The sequence below is a fragment of the Geobacillus sp. FSL K6-0789 genome, assembly GCF_038593135.1.
GTDB classification, from domain to species: Bacteria; Bacillota; Bacilli; order Bacillales; family Anoxybacillaceae; genus Geobacillus; species Geobacillus stearothermophilus.
Map to the genome: position 1 here is coordinate 1192902 of NZ_CP151966.1, position 23944 is coordinate 1216845.

At 53.4% G+C, this 23944-nt stretch carries 18 protein-coding genes; 17 read left to right on the top strand and 1 reads right to left on the bottom strand.

Annotation, left to right across the window (positions count from 1 at the left end):
- Positions 1-89 precede the first annotated feature (89 nt).
- The 12 genes from rny (at position 90) to NSQ51_RS06330 (ending at position 16069) form a co-directional block, all read left to right on the top strand.
- On the top strand, positions 90-1646 hold the full coding sequence (gene rny / locus NSQ51_RS06275) for a ribonuclease Y (RefSeq protein ID WP_033012175.1): 1557 nt from the start codon (positions 90-92) through the stop codon (positions 1644-1646).
- 188 nt (positions 1647-1834) lie between these two features.
- Positions 1835-2629, top strand: coding sequence for a TIGR00282 family metallophosphoesterase (locus NSQ51_RS06280; protein WP_033017459.1), 795 nt, complete (start codon positions 1835-1837; stop codon positions 2627-2629).
- 120 nt (positions 2630-2749) lie between these two features.
- Positions 2750-3010, top strand: a complete 261-nt coding sequence (gene spoVS, locus NSQ51_RS06285; protein ID WP_003251598.1) for a stage V sporulation protein SpoVS — start codon at positions 2750-2752, stop codon at positions 3008-3010.
- Between the two features lie 93 nt (positions 3011-3103).
- Complete coding sequence (locus NSQ51_RS06290; RefSeq protein WP_033017458.1) at positions 3104-4027, top strand: dipeptidase; 924 nt, start codon at positions 3104-3106, stop codon at positions 4025-4027.
- 487 nt (positions 4028-4514) lie between these two features.
- A complete protein-coding gene (locus NSQ51_RS06295) occupies positions 4515-6287 on the top strand; it encodes a 2-oxoacid:acceptor oxidoreductase subunit alpha (protein ID WP_033017275.1) in 1773 nt (590 codons plus the stop codon).
- The gene (locus tag NSQ51_RS06300; RefSeq protein WP_033017277.1) at positions 6254-7120 is read left to right on the top strand and encodes a 2-oxoacid:ferredoxin oxidoreductase subunit beta; all 867 of its coding nucleotides are present in this window, start codon (positions 6254-6256) and stop codon (positions 7118-7120) included. The genes NSQ51_RS06295 and NSQ51_RS06300 overlap by 34 nt, the downstream gene beginning before the upstream one ends.
- A 226-nt stretch (positions 7121-7346) precedes the next feature.
- Positions 7347-8918, top strand: a complete 1572-nt coding sequence (miaB, locus tag NSQ51_RS06305; RefSeq protein ID WP_033017278.1) for a tRNA (N6-isopentenyl adenosine(37)-C2)-methylthiotransferase MiaB — start codon at positions 7347-7349, stop codon at positions 8916-8918.
- A gap of 1 nt (position 8919) precedes the next feature.
- The gene (locus tag NSQ51_RS06310; protein ID WP_033012165.1) at positions 8920-9351 is read left to right on the top strand and encodes a RicAFT regulatory complex protein RicA family protein; all 432 of its coding nucleotides are present in this window, start codon (positions 8920-8922) and stop codon (positions 9349-9351) included.
- 223 nt (positions 9352-9574) lie between these two features.
- Positions 9575-10123: an outer spore coat protein CotE gene (locus NSQ51_RS06315; protein WP_015374452.1), complete on the top strand. Its 549-nt coding sequence runs from the start codon at positions 9575-9577 to the stop codon at positions 10121-10123.
- Positions 10124-10219: 96 nt separating this feature from the next.
- The gene (gene mutS, locus NSQ51_RS06320; protein WP_033017279.1) at positions 10220-12928 is read left to right on the top strand and encodes a DNA mismatch repair protein MutS; all 2709 of its coding nucleotides are present in this window, start codon (positions 10220-10222) and stop codon (positions 12926-12928) included.
- A gap of 14 nt (positions 12929-12942) precedes the next feature.
- Positions 12943-14835, top strand: coding sequence for a DNA mismatch repair endonuclease MutL (gene mutL / locus NSQ51_RS06325; protein WP_049624709.1), 1893 nt, complete (start codon positions 12943-12945; stop codon positions 14833-14835).
- 208 nt (positions 14836-15043) lie between these two features.
- On the top strand, positions 15044-16069 hold the full coding sequence (locus NSQ51_RS06330) for a C40 family peptidase (RefSeq protein WP_049624710.1): 1026 nt from the start codon (positions 15044-15046) through the stop codon (positions 16067-16069).
- A gap of 227 nt (positions 16070-16296) precedes the next feature.
- Here the strand turns inward: NSQ51_RS06330 and NSQ51_RS06335 are convergent, their stop codons facing one another.
- On the bottom strand, positions 16297-17817 hold the full coding sequence (locus tag NSQ51_RS06335; RefSeq protein WP_033017283.1) for a BCCT family transporter: 1521 nt from the start codon (positions 17815-17817) through the stop codon (positions 16297-16299).
- Between the two features lie 193 nt (positions 17818-18010).
- Between NSQ51_RS06335 and NSQ51_RS06340 the strand changes: the two genes are divergently transcribed.
- From NSQ51_RS06340 to spoVK, 5 genes are all read left to right on the top strand, one after another.
- The gene (locus tag NSQ51_RS06340; RefSeq protein ID WP_049624711.1) at positions 18011-19360 is read left to right on the top strand and encodes an MDR family MFS transporter; all 1350 of its coding nucleotides are present in this window, start codon (positions 18011-18013) and stop codon (positions 19358-19360) included.
- Positions 19361-19571: 211 nt separating this feature from the next.
- Entirely contained in the window at positions 19572-21266 is a 1695-nt protein-coding gene (locus NSQ51_RS06345) for a methyl-accepting chemotaxis protein (RefSeq protein WP_049624712.1), read from the top strand.
- Between the two features lie 193 nt (positions 21267-21459).
- A complete protein-coding gene (gene miaA, locus NSQ51_RS06350; protein WP_033017285.1) occupies positions 21460-22407 on the top strand; it encodes a tRNA (adenosine(37)-N6)-dimethylallyltransferase MiaA in 948 nt (315 codons plus the stop codon).
- 34 nt (positions 22408-22441) lie between these two features.
- Positions 22442-22669 (top strand): RNA chaperone Hfq, encoded by a 228-nt coding sequence (gene hfq / locus NSQ51_RS06355; protein ID WP_049624713.1) that lies wholly within the window; start codon positions 22442-22444, stop codon positions 22667-22669.
- Between the two features lie 335 nt (positions 22670-23004).
- A complete protein-coding gene (spoVK, locus tag NSQ51_RS06360) occupies positions 23005-23937 on the top strand; it encodes a stage V sporulation protein K (RefSeq protein WP_049624714.1) in 933 nt (310 codons plus the stop codon).
- Positions 23938-23944 lie beyond the last annotated feature (7 nt).

The following is a 23944-nucleotide window of genomic DNA, read 5'->3' on the forward strand; positions in this document are numbered from 1 at the left end:
ATGGGTTGAAAACGGGAATGTCCATCTGCGTCGGACGATGGCGCGAAGAAGGCGCAAGGGAAAACGAAACAGCAAGAGGAGGTGAAACGATGGGTTCGATCATCATCTCCGCTTTGCTTGCCTTAGTCATTGGTGCCGTTGTTGGCTTTTTTGTTCGCAAATCGATTGCCGAAGCGAAAATCGGCGGCGCGAAAGCAGCTGCCGAGCAGCTGATTGAAGAGGCGAGACGCGAGGCGGACGCCTTGAAAAAAGAGGCGCTTCTCGAAGCGAAAGACGAGATTCATAAATTGCGGACGGAAGCGGAGCGCGACATCCGCGACCGGAGAAGCGAGCTCCAAAAACAAGAAAACCGCTTGATGCAAAAGGAGGAAAACCTCGATCGCAAAGATGAAGCGCTCAACAAACGCGAGGCGCTGCTTGAAGCGAAGGAAGAAGCGTTAAACGAAAGACAACAGCATATTGAACAAATGGAAAGCAAAGTGGAAGCGCTCGTGAAGCAGCAACAAACCGAACTCGAACGCATTTCCGGCCTGACGCGCGACGATGCGCGCCAGCTCATTTTGGAACGCGTTGAAAAAGAACTGTCCCATGAGATTGCCATGATGATCAAAGAGGCGGAAACGCGGGCGAAAGAGGAAGCGGACAAGCGGGCGAAAGCGATTTTGTCGCTGGCCATCCAGCGCTGTGCCGCCGACCATGTCGCCGAAACGACGGTGTCCGTCGTCAACTTGCCAAACGATGAAATGAAAGGGCGGATCATCGGGCGCGAAGGGCGGAACATTCGCACGCTTGAGACGCTGACTGGCATCGATTTAATTATCGATGATACGCCGGAAGCGGTGATTTTGTCCGGATTTGATCCGATTCGCCGCGAAACGGCGCGCATCGCGTTAGACAAGCTTGTGCAAGACGGACGCATCCACCCGGCGCGCATTGAAGAAATGGTGGAAAAGGCGCGCCGCGAAGTCGATGAGCACATTCGCGAAGTCGGTGAGCAGACGACGTTTGAAGTCGGCGTCCATGGCTTGCATCCGGATTTGATCAAAATTTTAGGGCGGCTGAAGTTCCGGACGAGCTACGGACAAAACGTCTTGAAACATTCGGTGGAAGTCGCGTTTTTAGCCGGACTGATGGCGGCCGAACTTGGAGAAGACGAAATGTTGGCGCGCCGGGCCGGCTTGCTTCATGATATCGGCAAGGCGATCGACCATGAGGTTGAAGGCAGCCACGTGGAGATCGGCGTCGAGCTGGCGACGAAGTACAAAGAACATCCCGTCGTCATCAACAGCATCGCCTCCCACCATGGCGACACCGAGCCGACATCGGTCATCGCGGTGCTTGTGGCGGCGGCGGATGCGCTCTCCGCAGCGCGGCCGGGAGCGCGTAGCGAGACGCTGGAAAACTATATTCGCCGCTTAGAGAAACTGGAGGAAATTGCGGAATCGTACGAAGGCGTGGAAAAATCGTACGCCATCCAGGCCGGTCGCGAAGTGCGCATCATGGTCAAGCCGGATATGATCGACGATTTGGAAGCGCACCGGTTGGCGCGTGACATCCGCAAACGGATTGAAGAAGAGCTCGACTACCCGGGCCATATTAAAGTGACCGTCATCCGTGAAACGCGCGCGGTCGAATATGCGAAATAAAGTGGCATCCTATTGCCACTTTATTTTTCTTTGAAAATAATGAATCCATGAGCGGTTATTTTCATGCTTGGGTGGCGAGTAAAAGCTTACTCATGGATGTTTTTTGTGCGTAAAATGAGAAAGTACAATGGATCCGCGCCACCTTTGAAGCGAAGCGCCATATTTTTTTGATTAGAAAGGGATCGATCATGAGAATCTTATTTATCGGCGATGTCGTCGGTTCGCCGGGGCAAAAAATGGTCGAGCATTATTTGCCGAAATTAAAAGAAAAACACCGTCCCGATATCGTCATCATCAACGGTGAAAACGCCGCCGGCGGGAAAGGGATCACCGAGCCGATTTACCGGGCGTTTTTGGCCCAAGGAGCCCATGTTGTGACATTAGGCAACCATGCGTGGGACAAGCGTGATATTTTTGAATTCATCGATCAGGCGAAGGCGCTCATCCGCCCGGCGAACTATCCGCCCGGCACACCGGGAAAAGGCATCGTCTACGTGCCGACCGAGCAAGGGGAGGCGGCGGTCATCAACTTGCAAGGGCGGACGTTTTTGCCGGCGATTGACTGTCCGTTTCAAAAAGCGGATGAATTGATTGCCGCTGCCTCGACGCGCACGTCGGTCATCATTGTTGATTTTCACGCTGAGGCGACAAGCGAAAAACAGGCGATGGGCTGGCACTTGGATGGGCGCGTGTCGGCCGTCATCGGCACGCATACGCACGTTCAGACGGCGGACAATCGCATTTTGCCGAAGGGTACGGCGTACATTACCGATGTCGGCATGACCGGCCCGTATGACGGCATTTTAGGGGTTGACCGCGACGCGGTGCTGCGCAAATTTTTAACCGGACTGCCGGTCCGGTTCGGCGTCAAGGAAGGACGAAGCCAGCTGAACGCGGTGCTTGTCGATGTTGATGGAAAAAGCGGGCGTGCGCTTGGCATTGAACGGTTGATCATTAATGACGACCACCCATATTTTGAATAATCGTTTTTTTTAAAAACAAGCTTCTCCTCAGCAGGAATAGTTGTCGAAACAGTGAATATAGTTACAGTGAAGACATTTTACCGTAATCTATTTTTCAAGGGAACGAGGGAGGAGCTAGAAATGGAAATATTAAAAGTTTCAGCAAAGTCGAATCCGAACTCTGTAGCCGGTGCACTTGCCGGGGTGCTGCGCGAGCGCGGCGCGGCGGAAATTCAGGCGATCGGTGCAGGTGCATTGAACCAAGCCGTTAAGGCAGTAGCGATCGCACGAGGGTTTGTGGCACCAAGCGGCATGGACTTGATTTGCATTCCGGCGTTTACCGATATTATTATTGACGGAGAAGAGCGGACCGCCATTAAATTAATCGTCGAACCTCGTTAACTCGATGATGAGTCAATGGTAAAATATAACCTGTTGGCGCCTTCGCTGTAGAAGGCAGGCAGGTTATTTTTGCTTTTTTAAGGGGGAAAACGAATGATTTTCGATGTCCACTGTGATGCGCTCATGAAGCTATGGCAAGACCGGTCGTTGTCGTTTCACGATGGGGCACCGCTTCATGTCACCTTTTCTGGCATGGCGGAAGCGGGAATAAAAGTGCAATGTTTTGCCATTTACGTGCCGGAAACCGTGCCGGAAGAAGCCCGGTTCACAGCGGCATTGGAGATGGTGGACATTTTCTTTGCCCGCATCGTCGAGGCGTTCCCGTCCGTCAAGTTTGTGCGGACGAAGCAGGATATCGCCGCACTGAAAGAAGGGGAAATTGGCGCGATGTTGACGCTCGAAGGATGCGACGCCATCGGTGCCAACCTTGTCAAGTTAAAGACGCTTCTTCGCCTCGGCGTCGCTTCTGTCGGCCTGACGTGGAACTTTCCAAACGCCGTCGCCGACGGGGCGTGGGAGAAGCGCGGCGCCGGCTTGACCGCGTTTGGCCGGCAAGTCGTCGAGCTGCTCAATGAAACAAAGCGGTGGGTCGATGTGTCCCATTTGTCGGAAAGAGCGTTTTGGGATGTGATCGAAACAGCCTGTTTTCCGATCGCTTCTCATTCGAACGCCCATCGCCTCTGCCCGCATCCGCGCAATCTGACGGACGAGCAGCTGAAAGCGCTGATTGAAAAAGACGGGATGATTGGCATCAATTTTGTCCCGTACTTTTTAACGAAGGACAAACGGAGAGCAACGATCGCCGATGTGCTTCGCCATCTTGACCATGTATGTGCGCTCGGAGGGGAAAACAACGTCGGGTTCGGCTCCGACTTTGACGGCATTACGGAAACGGTTTCCGGTCTTGAAACGGTGAAGCAATACGACCAGCTCGTCAATGAGTTGTACAAGCATTACTCCGCCGAACAAGCATCCCGCTTTTTATTCGGCAACTTCTACGCCCATTTACCGGAGTGACGAATATCACGGAGTATCGGATCTGCGTATCCTAAAATATTATAGATGCAATTTGAAGATTTACCATTTGCAGCTTTTATCGACTGTCAGGCGACCGAACAACGCCGCTTTACAGACCCATATATGGGTCTGTGAAGCAGGTGGTTGTTCGGTCTTCCGTCACGCCTTGGCGTGACGGGGCAAGCCATAGGCTTGCCTTCGACAGTCGAAAATGGACAAACCGCTTTTCCGTCAAGGATATGTTAAACTTCTTCGTTGCATCTATCCTGAAAATACCCGAACTCCAAAATGTGTAAAGTTGTAAAATTCAACATAGAGGTCTTTTCATCCTTCCGATGGTGACGAAATTTTTTTGTCATGGGAGTCTATATAGAAGACAGGGCATCCGCGGTGCCGGCTGAAAAAGGCGTTCAAAATGATAGTTTCCTTGTCAGAAAAGTGGTACAATAGTAGCGAAAGGCTGGAGTGAATATGAAGGGGTGTAAGCATGATCGAACAGCTGTCATGGAAGGTGGGCGGCCAGCAAGGGGAAGGAATTGAAAGTACAGGAGAAATTTTTTCCACAGCGCTGAACCGCCTCGGATATTACTTATATGGATACCGTCATTTTTCTTCACGCATCAAAGGGGGTCATACGAACAACAAAATCCGCGTCAGCACGAAACCGGTGCGGGCGGTCGCAGACGATTTGGACATCTTGGTGGCGTTCGACCAAGAGACGATTGACTTCAACTTTCACGAGCTGCACAGCGGCGGCATCGTCATGGCGGACGCCAAGTTCAATCCGGTCATTCCGGAGCGGGAAGGGGTCGTCCTTTATGCCGTTCCGTTTACTGATATCGCCACAAGCCTTGGCAACTCGCTCATGAAAAACATGGTTGCCATCGGCGCGACGAGTGCAGTGCTCGGATTGGATCCGGCCGTGTTCGAAAGCGTTGTCGCCGACACGTTTGGCCGCAAAGGGGCGCAAGTCGTCGAGAAAAACATGGAAGCGATCCGCGCCGGAGCCGAATATATGAAAGAGCTGTTGGGCGGGCGCGCCGAACCTATGAAACTGGCAAAAGCGGACGGCAAACAGCGGATGTTCATGATCGGCAACGACGCGATCGCCTTGGGCGCCTTGGCCGGCGGGGCGCGCTTTATGGCGGCGTATCCGATCACCCCCGCCTCGGAAATTATGGAGTATTTAATTAAAAAGCTTCCGGATCTCGGCGGCACGGTCATCCAAACAGAAGACGAAATCGCCGCCTGCACGATGGCGATCGGCGCCAACTACGCCGGCGCCCGGGCGTTCACCGCTTCCGCTGGTCCGGGTCTGTCGCTCATGGCTGAAGCGATCGGCTTAGCCGGAATGACAGAAACGCCGCTTGTTGTGGTTGACACGCAGCGCGGCGGCCCGAGCACCGGCTTGCCGACGAAGCAAGAACAATCGGACTTGCTTGCGATGATTTACGGCACGCACGGGGAAATCCCGAAAATCGTCATGGCGCCAAGCACGGTTGAAGAAGCGTTTTATGACATGGCAGAAGCGTTCAACTTGGCTGAAGAATATCAGTGTCCGGTCATTTTCTTGTCGGATTTGCAGCTGTCGCTCGGCAAACAAACGGTCGAGCCGCTCGATTACGACCGGATCGAGATTCGCCGCGGCAAACTCGTCAGCGAGGAATTGCCGCCGCTTCCGGGCAAAGACAACTTCAAACGATATGAGGTGACGCCGGACGGCATTTCGCCGCGGGTGCTGCCGGGAACGAAACACGGCATCCACCACGTCACCGGGGTCGAGCATGCCGAAACGGGCCGCCCGTCGGAAACGGCAGCGAACCGCCGGACGCAAATGGAAAAGCGGTTGCGCAAACTCGAGCACATCCACTTCCCGACGCCGGTGCACAAACAACTCCGCCACGAAGAACCGGATTTGCTCCTTGTTGGCTTTTTATCGACGCGCGGAGCGATTGAGGAAGCGATCGAACGCCTCGAGCAGGACGGTGTTAAAGTCAACCATGCACACATCCGCCTGCTTCATCCGTTCCCGGTTGACGACGTGCGGCCGCTTGTCGAAAAAGCGAAGCGGGTCGTCGTCGTTGAGCAAAACGCGACCGGGCAATTGGCAAGCTTGTTGAAAATGCATGTCGGGCATGCGGACAAAATCGCCAGCGTCTTGAAATTTGACGGCAATCCGTTTTTGCCGGGCAATGTCTATACTAAATGCAAGGAGTTGTTAGCACAATGGCCACCTTTAAAGATTTCCGCAATGATGTGAAGCCAAACTGGTGTCCGGGCTGCGGCGACTTTTCCGTTCAGGCCGCCATTCAGCGCGCCGCTGCCAACCTCGGTTTGGAGCCGCACGAACTCGCTGTCATTTCCGGGATCGGCTGCTCCGGCCGCATTTCCGGCTACATTCATTCCTATGGGTTTCACGGCACGCACGGCCGCGCCTTGCCGCTCGCCCAAGGGGTGAAAATGGCGAACCGCAACTTGACGGTCATCGCCGCCGGCGGCGACGGTGATGGGTTTGCGATCGGCATGGGGCATACGGTTCATGCCATTCGCCGCAACATTGACATCACGTATATCGTCATGGACAACCAAATTTACGGGCTGACAAAAGGCCAAACATCGCCTCGCAGCGCCACCGGGTTTCAAACGAAAAGTACGCCGCAAGGGTCGATCGAGCCGGCGTTGTCGCCGCTTGAAATCGCGTTAAGCGCCGGAGCGACGTTTGTGGCGCAAAGCTTTTCAAGCGACCTAAAAGAGTTGACAAGCTTAATTGAAGAAGGCATCAAACATAAAGGATTTTCCCTCATTAACGTCTTCAGCCCGTGCGTCACGTACAATAAAGTCAACACGTACGAATGGTTTAAAGAGCGGCTGGTGAAAGTGAGCGACATTGAAGGGTACGACCCGTCCGACCGGGCGATGGCGATGCAGACGGTGATGAAATACGACGGGCTTGTCACCGGGCTCATTTACCAAAATAAAGAGCAAAAATCATACCAAGAACTCGTCCCGGGCTACCGTGATACACCGCTTACTGAAGCCGATTTGAAATTGAGCAAAGAAAAGTTTGCCGAGCTTGTAGCAGAGTTTATGTAACATATAGAAAGATTGGAAGTGATTCACACTCGATGGGGGGGCTTGCCTCATCGGGCGTTTTTTGTTATCATAGCGTGTTCCGGACATCCGGAATAAATCCCATTGTGTTTCATGACGGTTGACGCTATACTATGGTAGTGTGTGATGGAAGAAATTTGCGAGGAAGGCGGGCGGCCAACAAAGCGCCTGCGATCTACATTATTACGAATGAGGAAAGGAGATTGCGATGAACGAAAAACAACGGTTGGAACAAACAGCGCAAATTGAGACGGCAAGCCATCCAGCGGACAGAAAATCCGCCTTGGACCGGCTGAAGGAAAAAACGACGAAAGACTACGAGAAATATTTCACGAAAGTGTTTTTGCCGCCGAATTTGAAAGAAGCGAAAAAGCGCGGCAAAGAGGAAATTCAATATGTAAAAGACTTTGCGATTCCGGACGAGTTCCGCGGCATGGGGCGCGGGCGGAAGTTTTACATCCGCACATACGGCTGCCAGATGAACGAACATGATACGGAAGTGATGGCCGGCATTTTCATGGCGCTCGGCTATGAGCCGACCGACCGTCCGGAAGAGGCAAACGTCATTTTGCTCAACACGTGCGCGATCCGTGAAAACGCGGAAAACAAAGTGTTCGGCGAGCTCGGCTACTTAAAGCCGCTCAAAACGACCAATCCGGACTTGCTTCTTGGCGTGTGCGGCTGTATGTCGCAAGAAGAAGCGGTCGTTAATAAAATTTTAAAGCAATACCAATATGTTGATATGATTTTCGGCACGCACAACATCCATCGACTTCCTTACATTTTGCATGAAGCATATATGTCAAAAGAAATGGTTGTCGAGGTGTGGTCGAAAGAAGGCGACGTTGTCGAAAACTTGCCGAAAGCGCGAAAAGGCCGCATTAAAGCATGGGTCAATATTATGTACGGCTGTGACAAGTTTTGCACGTATTGCATCGTTCCGTATACGCGCGGCAAGGAGCGAAGCCGCCGTCCGGAAGACATCATCCAAGAAGTGCGCCAGCTCGCCGCCCAAGGCTATAAAGAAATCACGCTGCTTGGGCAAAACGTCAACGCTTACGGGAAAGACTTCACCGACATCCAGTACGGCCTTGGCGATTTAATGGATGAGCTGCGCAAAATTGACATTGCCCGCATCCGCTTCACAACGAGCCATCCGCGCGACTTTGACGACCGGCTCATCGAAGTGCTCGCCAAACGCGGCAACTTGGTTGAGCATATCCATCTGCCGGTGCAATCGGGCAGCACAGAAATTTTAAAAATGATGGGCCGCAAATATACGCGCGAGGAGTACTTGGAGCTCGTCCGCAAAATTAAAGCCGCCATTCCGGACGTCGCGTTGACGACGGACATCATCGTCGGCTTCCCGAACGAGACGGACGAGCAGTTTGAAGAAACGCTGTCGCTTTACCGCGAAGTGGAGTTTGATTCAGCGTATACGTTCATTTACTCGCCGCGCGAAGGCACGCCGGCGGCGAACATGAAGGACAACGTGCCGATGGAAGTGAAAAAAGAGCGGCTCAAGCGGCTCAACGACCTTGTTCAAGAAATCGCGGCCAAGAAAATGAAGCAATACGAAGGCCAAGTCGTCGAAGTGCTCGTCGAAGGCGAAAGCAAAACGAACCCGGACGTGCTGGCCGGCTACACACGCAAAAACAAGCTCGTCCACTTCGTCGGCCCCAAATCGCTCATTGGCCAATTGGTCAACGTGCGCATTACAGAAGCGAAAACGTGGACGCTGACGGGCGAATTCGTGAATGAAGCGATCGAGGTGAACTGATATGGCGAAATATACGCGGGATGAAGTGCTGGCGCAGGCGAAGCAGTTGGCGAAAATGATCGCCGAAACCGAGGAAGTCGACTTTTTCAAACGAGCGGAGGAAAAAATCCACCAAAATGAAAAAGTGCGCACATTGATCAACGAACTAAAATCGCTGCAAAAACAAGCCGTCAACTTGCAACACTACGGCAAACATGAGGCGCTCAAGCAGGTCGAGGCCAAAATTGACGCCATTTACGAGCAGCTCGAACAAATTCCGATCGTGGGCGAGTTCCAGCAGTCGCAAGCTGAGGTGAACGACCTGCTTCAGCTCGTCGCCTCGACGATTTCGAATACGGTGACCGATGAAATTCTCGCTTCGACGGGCGGCGATGTGCTGCGCGGCGAAACAGGTGCTGCCCTTCGCTACAACAAGCACGGCGGCTGCCATTAATGGCATGCGGCTCAAAAGCGTCCTTCGGGGCGCTTTTTTTCTTATGGGCGCGCTCTCCCTTCCCCCAAACCGCGGGCGGCTGCCTGGCAGCAAAAAAGAAGGCACATCGAACGGAGCAGGCGCATACAATGAACTATACGGAATAATGATTCATTTGCTGTGCACATTAGCGGAGATGGCGCATAGGATGAAATGAAGATTCATTTGAGGAGGGTTCCGTTCGATGTCTGAATACAGAGAAATTATTACGAAAGCCGTTGTTGGCAAAGGCCGCAAGTTTACACAATCGACCCATACGGTGACGGCGCCGAACCGCCCGTCAAGCATTCTTGGCTGCTGGATCATCAACCACCGTTATGAAGCGAAAAAATGCGATAAAACGGTCGAAATTCACGGCCATTATGACATCAACGTCTGGTATTCGTACAACCACAATACAAAAACCGAAGTCGTCACCGAAACGGTGTCGTATACGGACGTCGTCAAATTAAAATATCGCGACAAAGATCATTTAATCAGCGATGACACCGATGTCATTGTCCGCGTCATCCAGCAGCCGAACTGCCTCGAATGCACGATTTCGCCAAACGGCAATAAAATCGTTGTCGATGTTGAGCGGGAGTTTGTCGCCGAAGTGATCGGCGAAACGAAGGTGTGCGTTGCCATCAATCCGGAAGGATGCGGCAAAGACGACGATTTTTGCGACGAGGATGACCTTGATGAAGAATTAGAAGATTTAAGCCCAGATTTGCTGCTTGGCGAAGAAGAATAAAACTAGGAAATTTCTTTCCTAGTTTTTTCTTTTGCCGCTTGTTATAATAGTAGCGCAATCAACGAGCCTTCGGGCCGAAAAGGTTGGGGAGAAGCGATGCCATCGTACACACCGATGATCCAGCAATATTTGCACATTAAAGCGCAATATCCGGACGCGTTTTTATTTTTCCGGCTTGGCGATTTTTACGAACTGTTTTTTGACGACGCCATCAAGGCGGCGCAAGAGCTGGAAATTACATTAACAAGCCGCGACGGCGGCGATGAACGGGTGCCGATGTGCGGGGTGCCGTACCATTCGGCGCAAGGATATATTGAACAGTTAATCGAAAAGGGATATAAAGTCGCCATTTGCGAACAAGTCGAAGACCCGAAAACGGCCAAAGGCGTCGTTCGCCGCGAAGTGGTGCAGCTCATCACCCCAGGGACGCTCATGGAAGGCAAAGGGCTCACCGAGAAGGAAAACCACTACTTGGCGGCGCTCACGCCGTTTGCTGATGGTACATACGGATTGGCTTACGCCGATTTGTCGACCGGCGAGATTCGGCTCACGCTTCTTTCTTCGTGGGAGGAAACGGCAAACGAATTGCACGCCGTTGGAGCGCGGGAGATCATCGTTGCCACAGACAGCGGCGAAGAGTGGGTGCGCGAGCTGAAAGAGCGGTACGGGGCGGCGGTCTCTTATGAGGACGACACATCGCTATGCGACGAATGGAACGGCGTCATCGGCCATGTGGTGCAAGAAAAGCTGCGGCAGGCCGCAGCCCGTTTGCTTCATTACCTCGTCCGCACGCAAAAGCGGCGGCTCGATCATTTGCAGCCGGCTGAGTTGTATCAAGTTGACCACTATATGAAAATGGACCGACATTCCAAGCTGCATTTGGAATTGGTCGAAACGGTGCGGTCAAAAGGAAGGAAAGGCTCGTTGTTATGGCTTTTGGATGAAACGGTGACAGCGATGGGCGGGCGGCTCTTAAAACAATGGCTGGACCGGCCGCTCATTGATCGGCGCGAAATCGAACGGCGCCTCGATTTTGTGGAAACGTTGAAAACGAGCTATTTTGAACGGCAGGAGCTGCGCGACAGGCTGCGCGGCGTTTACGACATTGAGCGCCTTGTCGGCCGAGTCTCCTACGGCAACGCCAATGCCCGCGATCTCGTGCAGCTGAAAAAGTCGCTTCTTCAAGTGCCGGCGCTCCGTCAGACGGTCGGCGCGCTGCCGCTCGCTGAAGCGGACAAGCTGTGCGAGCGCCTTGACCCGTGCGAAGAGCTCGTCGATTTGCTCGAGCGCTCGATTCAAGAACAGCCGCCGCTTTCCGTCAAAGAAGGGAACCTCATCAAAGACGGGTATGACAAGCAGCTCGATCGCTACCGCGATGCGAGCCGCAACGGCAAAGCGTGGATCGCTGAACTTGAGGCGAAAGAGCGGGAAGCGACCGGCATCAAATCGCTCAAAGTCGGCTACAACCGAGTGTTTGGCTACTATATTGAAGTGACAAAGCCCAATCTCCCCCTTGTTCCGGAAGGACGTTACGAGCGGAAGCAGACGCTCGCCAACGCCGAGCGGTTTATCACCCCGGAGTTGAAGGAAAAAGAGGCGCTCATTTTGGAGGCGGAAGAAAAAAGCATCGAACTCGAATATGAACTGTTTGTCGCCATTCGCGAGCAGGTGAAGCAATACATCCCGCGCCTGCAGACGTTGGCGAAAGCCATTGCCGAGCTTGATGTGCTTCAATCATTCGCAACGATCAGCGACGAGTATCGCTACGTGCGTCCGCAGTTTTCCACGGAGCGCGTCTTGGTGATTCAAGGCGGCCGCCACCCGGTTGTCGAAAAAGTGCTCGGCGCGCAAATGTACGTGCCGAATGACTGCTACATGAACCGCGAGCGGGAAATGCTGCTCATCACTGGACCGAACATGGCTGGAAAAAGCACGTACATGCGGCAAGTGGCGCTCACCGCCGTCATGGCGCAAATCGGCTGTTTCGTTCCCGCCGAGCGGGCGGTGCTGCCCATTTTTGACCAAGTGTTCACCCGCATCGGCGCTGCTGACGACCTGTCGGCAGGACAAAGCACGTTTATGGTCGAAATGTTGGAGGCGTGCCACGCCATCGATCATGCGACACAAAACAGCCTCATTTTGTTTGATGAAATCGGGCGCGGCACATCGACGTACGACGGCATGGCGCTCGCCCAGGCGATCATTGAGTACATTCACGACCATATCGGCGCGAAAACACTATTTAGCACCCACTACCATGAACTCACCGCCTTGGAGCGTTCGCTCCCGCGGCTTTCGAACGTCCATGCCCGCGCCATCGAGGAAAACGGCAAAGTTGTCTTTTTGCATCAAATCGCCGACGGGCCGGCCGACAAGAGCTACGGCATTCACGTCGCCGAACTGGCCGGGCTGCCGGCTTCGCTCATTGAACGCGCGCGGGCCATTTTAGCGGAACTGGAGAAAGCGGCGGGAAAACAGGAAGCCGCCGCAGGCAGGATGGACGATGGCGCTTTGGCGGAAGCGGGTTTGGCTTTTCAGGGGAACGAAGCGTTAGACGTCGGCAGCAAGGTTGAGCGCGAGAAGGACTCCCGTCCGTCAGCCGGCGCGGCGCGGGATGGCGTTTTGGCGGAAGCGGCGTTTGAGCAGCTGAGCATGTTTCCTGACCTTGCCCCGGCGCCTGTGGAGCCGCCGCTTTCAAGCAAAGAGAAAAAGGCGCTCGCGGCGCTGAAAGAGATCAATTTGCTCGAGATGACGCCGCTTGAGGCGCTCAACAAACTGTATGAACTGCAAAAGCTCCTCAAGTAAAGGAGGGAGGCCCGATGGGACGCATCCGCAAGCTCGATGACCTGCTGGCAAACAAAATCGCCGCCGGCGAGGTCGTCGAGCGGCCGGCTTCGGTCGTCAAGGAGTTGGTGGAAAACGCCATTGATGCCCATAGTACGGTCATCAACATCGAGCTTGAAGAGGCGGGAATGGCGAAAATCCGCGTCATCGACAACGGCGATGGCATGGAGGAAGACGACTGCTTGCTCGCTTTTGAACGTCATGCGACAAGCAAAATTCACAACGAGCACGATTTGTTCCGCATCCGCACGCTCGGGTTCCGCGGTGAGGCGCTGCCGAGCATCGCTTCTGTATCCGAAGTGGAGCTGACGACCGGCACGGGCAGCGGACCGGGAACGAAGCTTGTGCTTCAAGGCGGCGCACTCGTCTCCCGCGAGCGGGCGGCGGGGCGCAAAGGGACGGATATTACCGTATCGAACTTGTTTTTCAACACCCCAGCGCGCTTGAAATATATGAAAACGATCCACACCGAGCTCGGCCATGCGGCTGACGTCGTCAACCGGCTGGCGCTCGCCCATCCGGACGTATCATTTCGCCTCCGCCACCAGGGCAAAACATTGCTTGCCACCAATGGCAGCGGCGATGTCCGGCACGTGCTCGCCGCTATTTACGGCGCCGAGACGGCGAGACAAATGATCCCCATCGAAGCGGAATCGCTCGATTTTACCGTTCGCGGCTACATTTCGCCGCCGGACGTGACGCGCGCCTCGCGCAACTACATCTCGCTTGTTGTCAATGGCCGCTATGTGCGCAGCGTGCCGCTCATAAAAGCGATTGAAGCCGGCTACCATACGCTCTTGCCGATCGGCCGCTATCCGATTGTGTTTTTATCCATTGAAATGGATCCGGTGCTTGTCGATGTCAACGTCCATCCGGCAAAGCTCGAAGTCCGCTTTAGCAAAGAAGCAGAGCTGAATGAGCTCGTCACAGACGCCATCCGCCAGGCATTTCGCGAGCGGACGCTCATTCCGTCCGTATCTGCCGACAGCAAGCTGGCAAAACCAAAGGCGGAGCAGGCGGCTTGGACGTTCACTCATCGCGTCCGCGAGCCGTCTGTCTTATCGAGCGACATCGGCGGCGTGGAAGATGCGACCGCCCCTTTTGCGCCGCTAACCGGTGACGCACCGGCTGAGCGGCCATCCGTGGCTGTGCGGACGGATGAATGGGGAATACCGGACGAACATGGGCCCGCTTTCGAGCGAAAGCAGGAGGAAGAGGTGGGAGAAGAACGGCGTGCCCTCCGCTCGCCGACAGATGGGCAAGCGGAAGATAAAGCGGCGGCTGATCGCCTGCCGCCGCTTTATCCGATTGGACAATTGCATGGGACGTACATTTTGGCGGAGAACGAACATGGGCTGTATATGATCGATCAGCATGCGGCTCAAGAGCGGATCAACTATGAATATTTCCGGGAAAAACTCGGCGAAGCCACGAAGGAAGTGCAGGAGCTGCTCGTTCCGTTGATGTTTGAATATCCAGCCGACGAGTACGAGCGGATCACCGCCTGCCGCAATGAGCTGGCGCGCTGCGGCGTGTTTCTTGAGCCGTTTGGGCCGCGGGCGTTTCTCGTTCGCTCCCATCCGACGTGGTTTCCGAAAGGGAGAGAAAGGGAAATCATCGAGGAAATGATCGAACAAGTGTTGGCGGCCAAAACGGTCGACATCAAGCAATTGCGCGAACAAGCGGCGATCTTAATGAGCTGCAAGCGCGCCATTAAAGCAAACCAACATTTGCGCCAGGATGAACTGTTCGCTTTGCTTGAGGCGCTGCGGCAGACGACGGACCCATTTACTTGTCCCCACGGCCGGCCGATCATCGTTCATTTTTCGACATATGAAATTGAAAAACTATTTAAACGGGTGATGTAGCCTGCGCCCCCTTTGTGCGACAAAGGGGGCGCTTTTTGTAATCGTTTTGTAATCTACTTTTATTCTTTCTGTTACAGACGGATTGCTTTGATTTTACTATAATGGCTCATGTGTAGGAATACGTGGTGAATTTTGTAGAGTGATAGCGAATTTTGTATAAACATGGATACATAAAGATGGATACATCGACGTCATAGGGGGATGCAGCATGAAAAAAACGGTTATATTGACAAGCACGTTGATCGGTTCCTTGTTGGCCGGCCACGCGGCATCGGCGGCGAGCTATACGGTGCAAAAAGGCGATACGCTTTGGAAGATTGCCCGGAAATCCGGCACGACGGTCGCAGCGTTAAAGCAAGAAAACGATTTGTCTTCGGATTTGATTTTTCCCGGACAAGTATTGCGCGTCAATGAGCCAAATGAATCGAACGAATCTTCTTCGAATACATATACGGTCGAGCCTGGTGATACGCTAAGCGGAATCGCCCGCAAGTTTAGCACGACTGTGGATGCGCTGCTCAAGCTCAATCCAAGCATTACGAACCCAGACTTCATTCGCGCCGGGCAGAGGCTGCAAGTAGCAGGGAAACAGGAACGTTCCAATACATACAATGTGCAGCCGGCAGCCGTGCCGACAAGCGGCCGGTATATCGTGCAGGCGGGGGATACGCTGCTTGAGATTGCGAACAAGTTTCAAACGACGGTCGACCGTCTATTGGCACTGAATCCGCAAATTACAAACCCGAACACCATCCGCATTGGCCAAGCCATTAAAGTGGCGGGCGGAACGGCTGATGTCCGGGAGGCCAAGCAGCAAGTATCGGCCGCCAACTCGGCTGCCACTGAGTCGTCCGCATCGCTTGCCGACCGAATCATCGATATTGCGGAAAAATATTTAGGGGCGCGCTATTTGTATGGAGCAAGCCCGTCGCGCACCGATGTGTTTGACTGCTCATCGTTTACGATGCGCGTTTTTGGCGAAGCCGGCATTTCGCTGCCGCGCACATCCATCGCTCAGGCGCAAGCGGGAAGAACGGTGTCGTTTGGCCAGTTGCAAAAAGGCGATCTCGTCTTTTTTGATACCGATTCGAACGGCACAATCAACCACGTCGGCATTTATGCTGGCAACGGGCAAATGATCAACGCCACCGTTTCGCTCGGTGTCACGTATTCGTCGCTCACGTCCTCATATTGGAAAACGCGGTTTGTAAAAGCGGTCCGGGTGCTTAACTAACGGGATGCGTATGGACGTCGGCTTAAACATAACCGAATGCGGCGGAAGGCTGCTCGCATAAAGCACATTTGTGGCTTTGGCGGGCAGCCTTTTTTTATGCATCCCGTGCAAAGATGTTGCTTCAGCTGCTGATCGTCACAACCAAGGGAATCATAAGGCCTGTCAATCATTTCGTACATCCTATAATAAGAAAAGGTGTCCCGTTGCTTGAGGGACACCTTTGGTCATTATTGGATGGGTTTTTTCGCTTTTCGCGTCACTTCCTCCTGAAATGAACGGATAAGGGACAGAACGATCAAAATCATGATGATCGCAAGCGGGAATGCAGCGATGATCGAAGCGGTTTGCAACGCTTGCAGACCGCCAGTCCACAGCAAGATCGCCGCAGCTGCCGATTGAATGATGCCCCAGACGAACTTGACCGAATTTGGCGGGTTTAAACTGCCCTTAGTGGTTTGCATGCCGAGCACAAACGTTGCTGAGTCTGCCGATGTGACGAAAAATGTGCAAATGAGCAAAATGGCAATTCCCGAGAGCAATGGAGCGAATGGGAAATGTTCGAATGTAAAAAACAGAGCTATTTCTACTCCTTTTTCATTCATTACCTCGCCAATGCCGGCATGTTGGAACTGCTCCAAATAAAGAGCTGAGCCGCCAAACACGGAAAACCAAAGGGCGCTGAAAATCGTTGGAACCGCCAAGACACCGATCATAAATTCACGGATCGTGCGCCCACGGGAAATGCGAGCAATAAACGTCCCCACAAACGGCGCCCATGCGATCCACCACGCCCAATAAAAAATGGTCCACACTTTCGGCCAATCATTTTGCTCGAACGGGTTGAGCCGGAAACTCATCGAGGGAAGATTTTGTAAGTACGTCCCGATCGTCGACGTGAACACATCCAAAATAAAATTCGTTGGACCGGCAAACAGCATGAACAACATAAGCAACAATGCGAGCGCAATATTGATGTTGCTCAGCCATTTTATGCCTTTGTTTAGGCCGGTTTGCGCCGAGAGCATAAACAGAGCCGTGACAACCACAATGATGAGCAGTTGTGTTGAAATAGAGTTTGAAATATTTGGGAACAACTGATGCAATCCCCCACTGATTTGAATGGCTCCCAGCCCTAGCGAGGTGGCGACGCCAAAAATGGTTGCGTATACGGCTAGCGTATCAATGGCTACACCGAGACCGCCTTCTGTCCGCGCTCCTAGCAACGGGCGCAGCGTGCGGCTGATGACCCCGGCTTCTCGCTTGCGAAACTGGAAGTAAGCGAGCGCCAAGGCAAGGACGCCGTAGATCGCCCATGGATGCAGCCCCCAATGGAAAAACGAGTAGCGCATGGCCAGACGGGCCGCTTCCGCCGTTGCCTCTTCTCCTGTTGGCGGCGTGTAATAGTGGGACACCGGTTCGGCCACTCCCCAAAACACTAACCCGATTCCCATTCCGGCGCTAAACAGCATGGCAAACCACGTCATATAGCTGTATTCCGGTTCTTCCCCGTCGCGGCCGAGGCAGATATTTCCGTAACGGGAAAAAATAAGAAACAAAGAAAACGCCAAAAACAACGAAGCGCTGAGCAAATAAAACCAGCCGAATTTATCGATCAGAAACGAGTGCACCGCGTTGCTGACCGCCTTTAAATTGTAGCGTGGCAGCAAAGACTCCGGAACGACTCCCCAAATAATAAACACAATGGCGATCACAATGGAAATAGAAAAGACGCTTGTTGTTTTTTTCATCTCATTCCTCCTTATTTGTACAATAATCTCATGAGGATCGTGTTAGCGGTTTTGGGGCTTTGCACTTTTAGGGTAACAAAATTCGACAATGAATACAAACGATCCAAATTTTTGACGCATATCATTTTGTGCCATGATTTTTTATTGTGTAAAATAAAATACTTGTAGTTTACCAAAAAAGGAGGTTATTTGTATGAGCAGCCGCCTGTCGGCCATGGTCAGCATCGTGCTGGCGATGCTCGTCGCGTCCATGGATACGACCATCATGAACACGACAATGCCGATCATCGCCAAAGAGCTTGGAGGGTTTTCTTTGTACGCCTGGGCGTTTGCGTCATACATGATTACAACGACCGTCCTGTCGCCGATTGCCGGCCGTCTGTCCGACCTGTTTGGCCGCAAAAACGTATTCAGCTTTGGCATCATTTTATTTTTGATTGGCTCGCTTCTTTGCGGTTTGTCGCAAAATATGGTGCAACTCGTCCTGTTCCGCGCCGTACAAGGGGTCGGCGCCGGGTTTATGATGCCGTTTCCGGCCATTATCGCCGGTGATTTGTTTCCGGTGGAAAAGCGCGGAAAGATCCAGGCGTTTTTTACCGCCATGTGGGGCATTTCCGCCGTCTTGGCGCCGCTTTTAGGCTCGCTGTTTGTCGAATACGCGACATGGCGCTGGATTTTTTATGTCAACATTCCCATCTGCTTGCTCTCGCTTGTGACGTTGTTTCCATATAAAGAAGTATATGAACCGAAGCGGGCGGCGGTTGATTATATGGGCGCGGTGCTGTTTGCGGCGGCGATCAGCTTGCTTTTGCTCGTCACCGTCGTTGCGCGGGGGCAATGGTGGTACGGGGCGGCCGGCGCGCTCTTACTTGTTGCGTTTTACTTTTTCGAAAAACGGCAGCCGTCTCCGCTCGTGCCGCTTTCACTTGTTCATCACCGCACGCTCAAATGGATGAACATTAACGGCTTTGTCAGCTGCGTCGCGCTGTTTGGCACGTCAAGCTACATTCCGCTCTTTTTGCAAAATGTTGCTCATTTATCGGTATTTATCAGCGGCGTTGCCTTGCTTGGCTCGTCCGTTGGCTGGATGATCGCCGCCGTGCCGGCCGGGAAATGGATTTTGCGCTATGGCTACCGTCCGCTTCTCATCATCGGCAATGTGCTGCTGGTTGCGTCCGGCCTGCTTCTGGCGCTGCTGAACGAAAGTCACGGATTTTGGTATGTTTTTTTCGTCATGTTTGTCCAAGGGCTGTCATTCGGGTTGACGTCGACCGTTGGGGTCATTGGCTCGCAGCAGCTTGCCGACGCTCATGAAAAAGGAATCGCGACATCCTTTTTTATGTTTTGCCGCAATATCGGCACGGCGATCGGCGTGACCGTCATGGGAGCGTTTTTGACGAAGGCGCCGACGTTTATGACCGGCATCCATCATTTGTTTTTATTCGGCCTCATTGGCAGCATCGCCGCGCTTGTCACCTCGCTTTTCATTCATGATGAAGCCGAAGCCGGCCGAAACACGTGGCAGCCGGAAGGAACGGCGTAAGGCGGGGAAGCGGCATGGGTGCGGCCTGTTTGCTCTTTGCGAGTTGACGGTGAAAGAGGAGGCTCATTGAGAAAATCCAGTTGATTTTCTCAATGAAGCAGGCCTTTTCATCAAAGATGGCAAAAGAGCCAAAAAAACCCTAAACATTGTCTGTGATCATCCGATAATGTAGATAGAACAACATACTGATTCACAGAAGGAGGATTTGCCAATGAACATGAAAATGACCGTGCGCAGAAAACTGCTGGCTGGGTTTGGCCTTGTCTGCGTATTGATTGTATGGCTAGTCGGCTTTTCTTATTACGAAATTTCCAAACTGAACGGTACATATACTGTCATTGACAAACGGGTGCCGAATCTCGTCAACGTCAAGGAGCTGGAGGTGCTCATCCACCGCCAAGTCGGCAGCATGCGCGGCTATTTGTTGACTGGCGATGAGACGTTAAGGAAAAACTTTGAAAAAGCGCATGAGGAGTACAAGAAAATAAGCGAAAAGCTTGCGGCGAAGCTGACGCGGGAAGAAACGAAACAGCAGCTTGCCGAGCTCGATTTGCTTGAACAGCAGTTTTACGAACTTGGGCAAAAAACGTTCGACTTAAAAGCGCAAAACAAACCGGAGCAGTACATCGCCCTTGTGACCACAACAGGGCGCGACTTAACAACCCAATTTGATGAAAAGGAGAATCAATTGGTCGCTCTCCAGGAGCAGGAAATGAAGGAAGCTAATGATAATGCGAGCGCATCGGTGGCTGCGGTCGAGCGGCTGATCATCATCGTCGGCTTGTTGACGGTGGCGGCTGGAGCGACCGTCAGCTATTACATCAGCCGCTCGATTTCCCGCCCGCTATTGGTGCTGTCGGATGCGGCTGGTCGGATCGCTGCCGGCGATTTGACCAAGACGAAAACCGGCGTCCGCAACCGGGACGAAATCGGCGAGCTGGCCGCTTCGTTTGAACAAATGGCCCAAAATTTGCGCGAAGTGCTAAAGGAAGTGGCGCAAAACGCCGAGCAAGTCGCCGCTTCGTCGGAGGAGCTGGCAGCGAGCGCCGAACAGACGAGCAAGGCGACCGAGCAAATCGCCATGACGATTCAGGGCGTTGCTTCCGGCATGGACAAGCAAATGCGAAGCGGGGAAGAAACGTCCGCCGCCGTCGATTCGATGTCTGAGAGAATCGAGCAAATTTCCGGACGGGCGCAAAGCGTGTCCGCCATCGCTAGTGAGGCGTCGAGACAAGCGGCTGAGGGCGGGCAAACGATCGAGGCGGGCGTCGCGCAAATGAACAAAGTGAACGATACGGTCGAGCGGCTGGCTGACCTCATTAAAGGGCTTGGCCACCGTTCCGAGCAAATCGGCTCCATCATCGAAGCGATCCGCAATATTGCGGCGCAGACGAATTTGCTTGCGTTAAATGCCGCGATTGAGGCGGCGCGCGCCGGCGAGCACGGGCGCGGCTTTGCCGTCGTTGCTGACGAAGTGCGGAAGCTCGCCGAGCAATCGGCCCAATCGGCCCAGCAAATCGCGGAATTGATCGATGCCATTCAAGAAGAAACGGTCCATGCCGTCCAATCGATGGAGTCGGTCGTCAACGAAGTGACGGCCGGAACGAACGTCATTCGCGCCTCGGGAGAAATGTTCGCCCGCATTCGCGCCGCCGTGGACGAAGTTGCGGCGCAAATCCGCGACGTATCCACCGCGGTCAGCGACATGGTCTCTTCTTCGGAGCAAATGGTGCGCTCCGTCCGGCTTGTCGCCGACGTGGCCGAGTCGACATCGGCCGGTGTGCACGAGGTGTCGGCGGCGACCGAGGAACAGCTGGCCTCGATGGAGGAAATTTCAGCTTCGGCCGCGTCGCTCTCGAAAATGGCGGACGATTTGCAGGCGATTGTCAACAAGTTTTCATTATGATGAGCGCCTTTTATGGCGTTCATTTTTTTCCATATGGTTATGGCGAAAGGGAAGAAAGGCGATTTTTCGCGCTGTCATGTATAAAACGATTTGTGGATGGAGAAAACGTATGAAAGAAATGGTTCCATGCACAGCTGTTTTTATGTATAATGATGGTTGACACAAGTCCCACAACAGAAAGCAGTGACGCGCTATGGCTGAAAAAGTCGCCGTCATCGTCGGGCCGACGGCGGTCGGCAAAACGAAGCTCGGCATCGCGTTGGCGAAAAAGCTGGGCGGAGAGGTCATCAGCGGCGATTCGATGCAAATTTATAAAGGGATGGACATTGGCACGGCGAAAGTGAAGCCCGATGAGATGGAAGGAATCCCGCATCATTTGCTGGACATCAAAGAGCCGTGCGAACCGTTTTCCGTCGTCGAATTTCAGCGGCTTTGCCGTGCGCTCATCACCGAGATTTCGGCGCGCGGCCGGCTACCGATCATCGTCGGCGGCACCGGGCTGTACATTCAGGCAGCCCTTTACGATTACCAATTTTCCGCTGCCCCTTCCGACGAAGCGTACCGCCGGGCGCTCAAACAGCTGGCGGCCGAGCAAGGAGCCGAAGCGCTTCACCGGCGGCTTGAGGCGGTTGATCCAATAAGTGCGGCCCGCATTCATCCGCACAACATCCGCCGCGTCATCCGCGCCTTAGAAGTGTATCACTCGACCGGAAAGCCGTTCAGCGAGTGGCAGCAAGGGCAGTCAAAGCGGCTTTTGTATGAGGCGGCCATTGTTGGCTTGACGGCGGAGCGGGAGGCGCTTTACCGCCGCATCAACGAGCGGGTCGATGAGATGATCGCCGCAGGGTTGATCGAAGAGGCGAGGGCGCTTTATGACCGCGGCCTGCGCGACTGCCAGGCGGTGCAAGCCATCGGCTACAAGGAGCTGTACGACTATTTTGACGGCCGCGTTTCCCTTGATGAAGCGATTGAGCTGCTGAAACAAAATTCTCGCCGCTATGCGAAACGGCAGCTCACTTGGTTTCGCAACCAAATGCCGGTGAAATGGTTTGACATGACCGACGCTGGGCAGTTCGCCGCCAAGGTGGAGGAAATTTCTCGCTATGTAGCAGGAAAGCTTCAACTTGAAGCGAATATATAATTATATCCTTAGAGAGAAAAGAGGAGGACGTTTGATGAAAAATACGATCAATATTCAAGACCAGTTTTTAAACCAGCTGCGCAAAGAGGGCATGCAAGTGACCGTCTTCTTATTGAACGGCTTCCAACTGCGCGGATACATTAAAGGGTTTGACAACTTCACCGTACTTTTGGAAGTGCAAGGAAAACAACAGCTCATTTACAAGCACGCCATTTCGACGTTTGCGCCGGAGCGGAACATCCATTTTGAAACCGAACAGTAAGACCGACGGTACATACGCCGCCGAAAAAAGGCGCCTTCCTTCGCGGAGGGCGCCTTTTGCCATTTCCCGTTTTCCTTCCGCGCCCGCTATTTGATCGACAAGCTCCTGCGTCACCCGAAGGGAAGTGAGGGACGAGGTGAATTCAGATGCGTAAACCGCCGCTTTTGTGAATAAACATATACAAACTTTTTCCACTATAACCGACCCGCTGTTCGTTTGGGCGATTGTCACGGATCGGCGGCGGCGTACGTATACTAGTAACGAAAAGGCAAGGCGTCAAAAGCCAAGTCGGAACAGGTGCGGATGGAAGAAAACGGTAAGCGAGGTGACGCCCCTTGTCAGAATTGACGATGAACAAGGCGAAAGGGCAAATCAACATCGTGTTGAACTCCAAAACGGTAAACCATTTAGTGAAAGAAGAGAGAAACGACTGGCTCGATGGCGAAGAGCATCAGGCGCTCCGCAATATTCAAAAGGAGCTTGATCAGCTGATCGGCCTTGATCATGTCAAAAAAATCATCAAGGAAATTTACGCCTGGCTGTACATCAACCGGCTGCGCAAGGAGAACGGCTTAAAGGCCAACCGCCAGGCGCTCCATATGATTTTCAAAGGCAATCCCGGCACCGGCAAAACGACGGTGGCTCGCTTGCTCGGCAAGCTGTTTTTTGAGATGAACGTGCTGTCCAAAGGGCATTTCATCGAGGCGGAGCGGGCCGATTTGGTCGGAGAGTACATCGGGCATACGGCGAGCAAAACGCGCGATTTGATCAAAAAAGCGCGCGGCGGCATTTTGTTTATCGATGAGGCGTATTCGCTCGCCCGCGGCGGGGAAAAAGACTTTGGCAAGGAAGCGATCGATACGCTTGTGAAAGGAATGGAAGACTATTGCGACGATTTGGTCGTCATTTTAGCCGGCTATCCGAAAGAAATGGACTATTTTTTATCGTTGAACCCAGGGTTGCCGTCGCGCTTTCCGCTGACGATCGAGTTTCCGGACTATACCGTCGAAGAGCTTGTGCAAATCGCCAAACAAATGCTGCGTGAGCGCGAATACGACATGACGCCGGAAGCGGAGCGGAAACTGTACATTCATCTCGAAGGGACGCTGGAAGCGACCGGCCGCCTCAAGTTCAGCAACGGCCGTTATGTGCGCAACTTAATCGAAAAAGCGATCCGCAAGCAGGCGGTCCGTCTTCTACACGAAGGGCGCTATGACAAAAAAGAGCTGATGACGATCCGTGACCGCGATTTAGTGATTCATGCTTGAACGCTCT

Coding starts and splice junctions, on each gene's coding strand:
- rny (WP_033012175.1), top strand. CDS start 90: ATGGGTTCGATCATCATCTCCGCTTTGCTTGCCTTAGTCATTGGTGCC.
- NSQ51_RS06280 (WP_033017459.1), top strand. CDS start 1,835: ATGAGAATCTTATTTATCGGCGATGTCGTCGGTTCGCCGGGGCAAAAA.
- spoVS (WP_003251598.1), top strand. CDS start 2,750: ATGGAAATATTAAAAGTTTCAGCAAAGTCGAATCCGAACTCTGTAGCC.
- NSQ51_RS06290 (WP_033017458.1), top strand. CDS start 3,104: ATGATTTTCGATGTCCACTGTGATGCGCTCATGAAGCTATGGCAAGAC.
- NSQ51_RS06295 (WP_033017275.1), top strand. CDS start 4,515: ATGATCGAACAGCTGTCATGGAAGGTGGGCGGCCAGCAAGGGGAAGGA.
- NSQ51_RS06300 (WP_033017277.1), top strand. CDS start 6,254: ATGGCCACCTTTAAAGATTTCCGCAATGATGTGAAGCCAAACTGGTGT.
- miaB (WP_033017278.1), top strand. CDS start 7,347: ATGAACGAAAAACAACGGTTGGAACAAACAGCGCAAATTGAGACGGCA.
- NSQ51_RS06310 (WP_033012165.1), top strand. CDS start 8,920: ATGGCGAAATATACGCGGGATGAAGTGCTGGCGCAGGCGAAGCAGTTG.
- NSQ51_RS06315 (WP_015374452.1), top strand. CDS start 9,575: ATGTCTGAATACAGAGAAATTATTACGAAAGCCGTTGTTGGCAAAGGC.
- mutS (WP_033017279.1), top strand. CDS start 10,220: ATGCCATCGTACACACCGATGATCCAGCAATATTTGCACATTAAAGCG.
- mutL (WP_049624709.1), top strand. CDS start 12,943: ATGGGACGCATCCGCAAGCTCGATGACCTGCTGGCAAACAAAATCGCC.
- NSQ51_RS06330 (WP_049624710.1), top strand. CDS start 15,044: ATGAAAAAAACGGTTATATTGACAAGCACGTTGATCGGTTCCTTGTTG.
- NSQ51_RS06335 (WP_033017283.1), bottom strand. CDS start 17,817: ATGAAAAAAACAACAAGCGTCTTTTCTATTTCCATTGTGATCGCCATT.
- NSQ51_RS06340 (WP_049624711.1), top strand. CDS start 18,011: ATGAGCAGCCGCCTGTCGGCCATGGTCAGCATCGTGCTGGCGATGCTC.
- NSQ51_RS06345 (WP_049624712.1), top strand. CDS start 19,572: ATGAACATGAAAATGACCGTGCGCAGAAAACTGCTGGCTGGGTTTGGC.
- miaA (WP_033017285.1), top strand. CDS start 21,460: ATGGCTGAAAAAGTCGCCGTCATCGTCGGGCCGACGGCGGTCGGCAAA.
- hfq (WP_049624713.1), top strand. CDS start 22,442: ATGAAAAATACGATCAATATTCAAGACCAGTTTTTAAACCAGCTGCGC.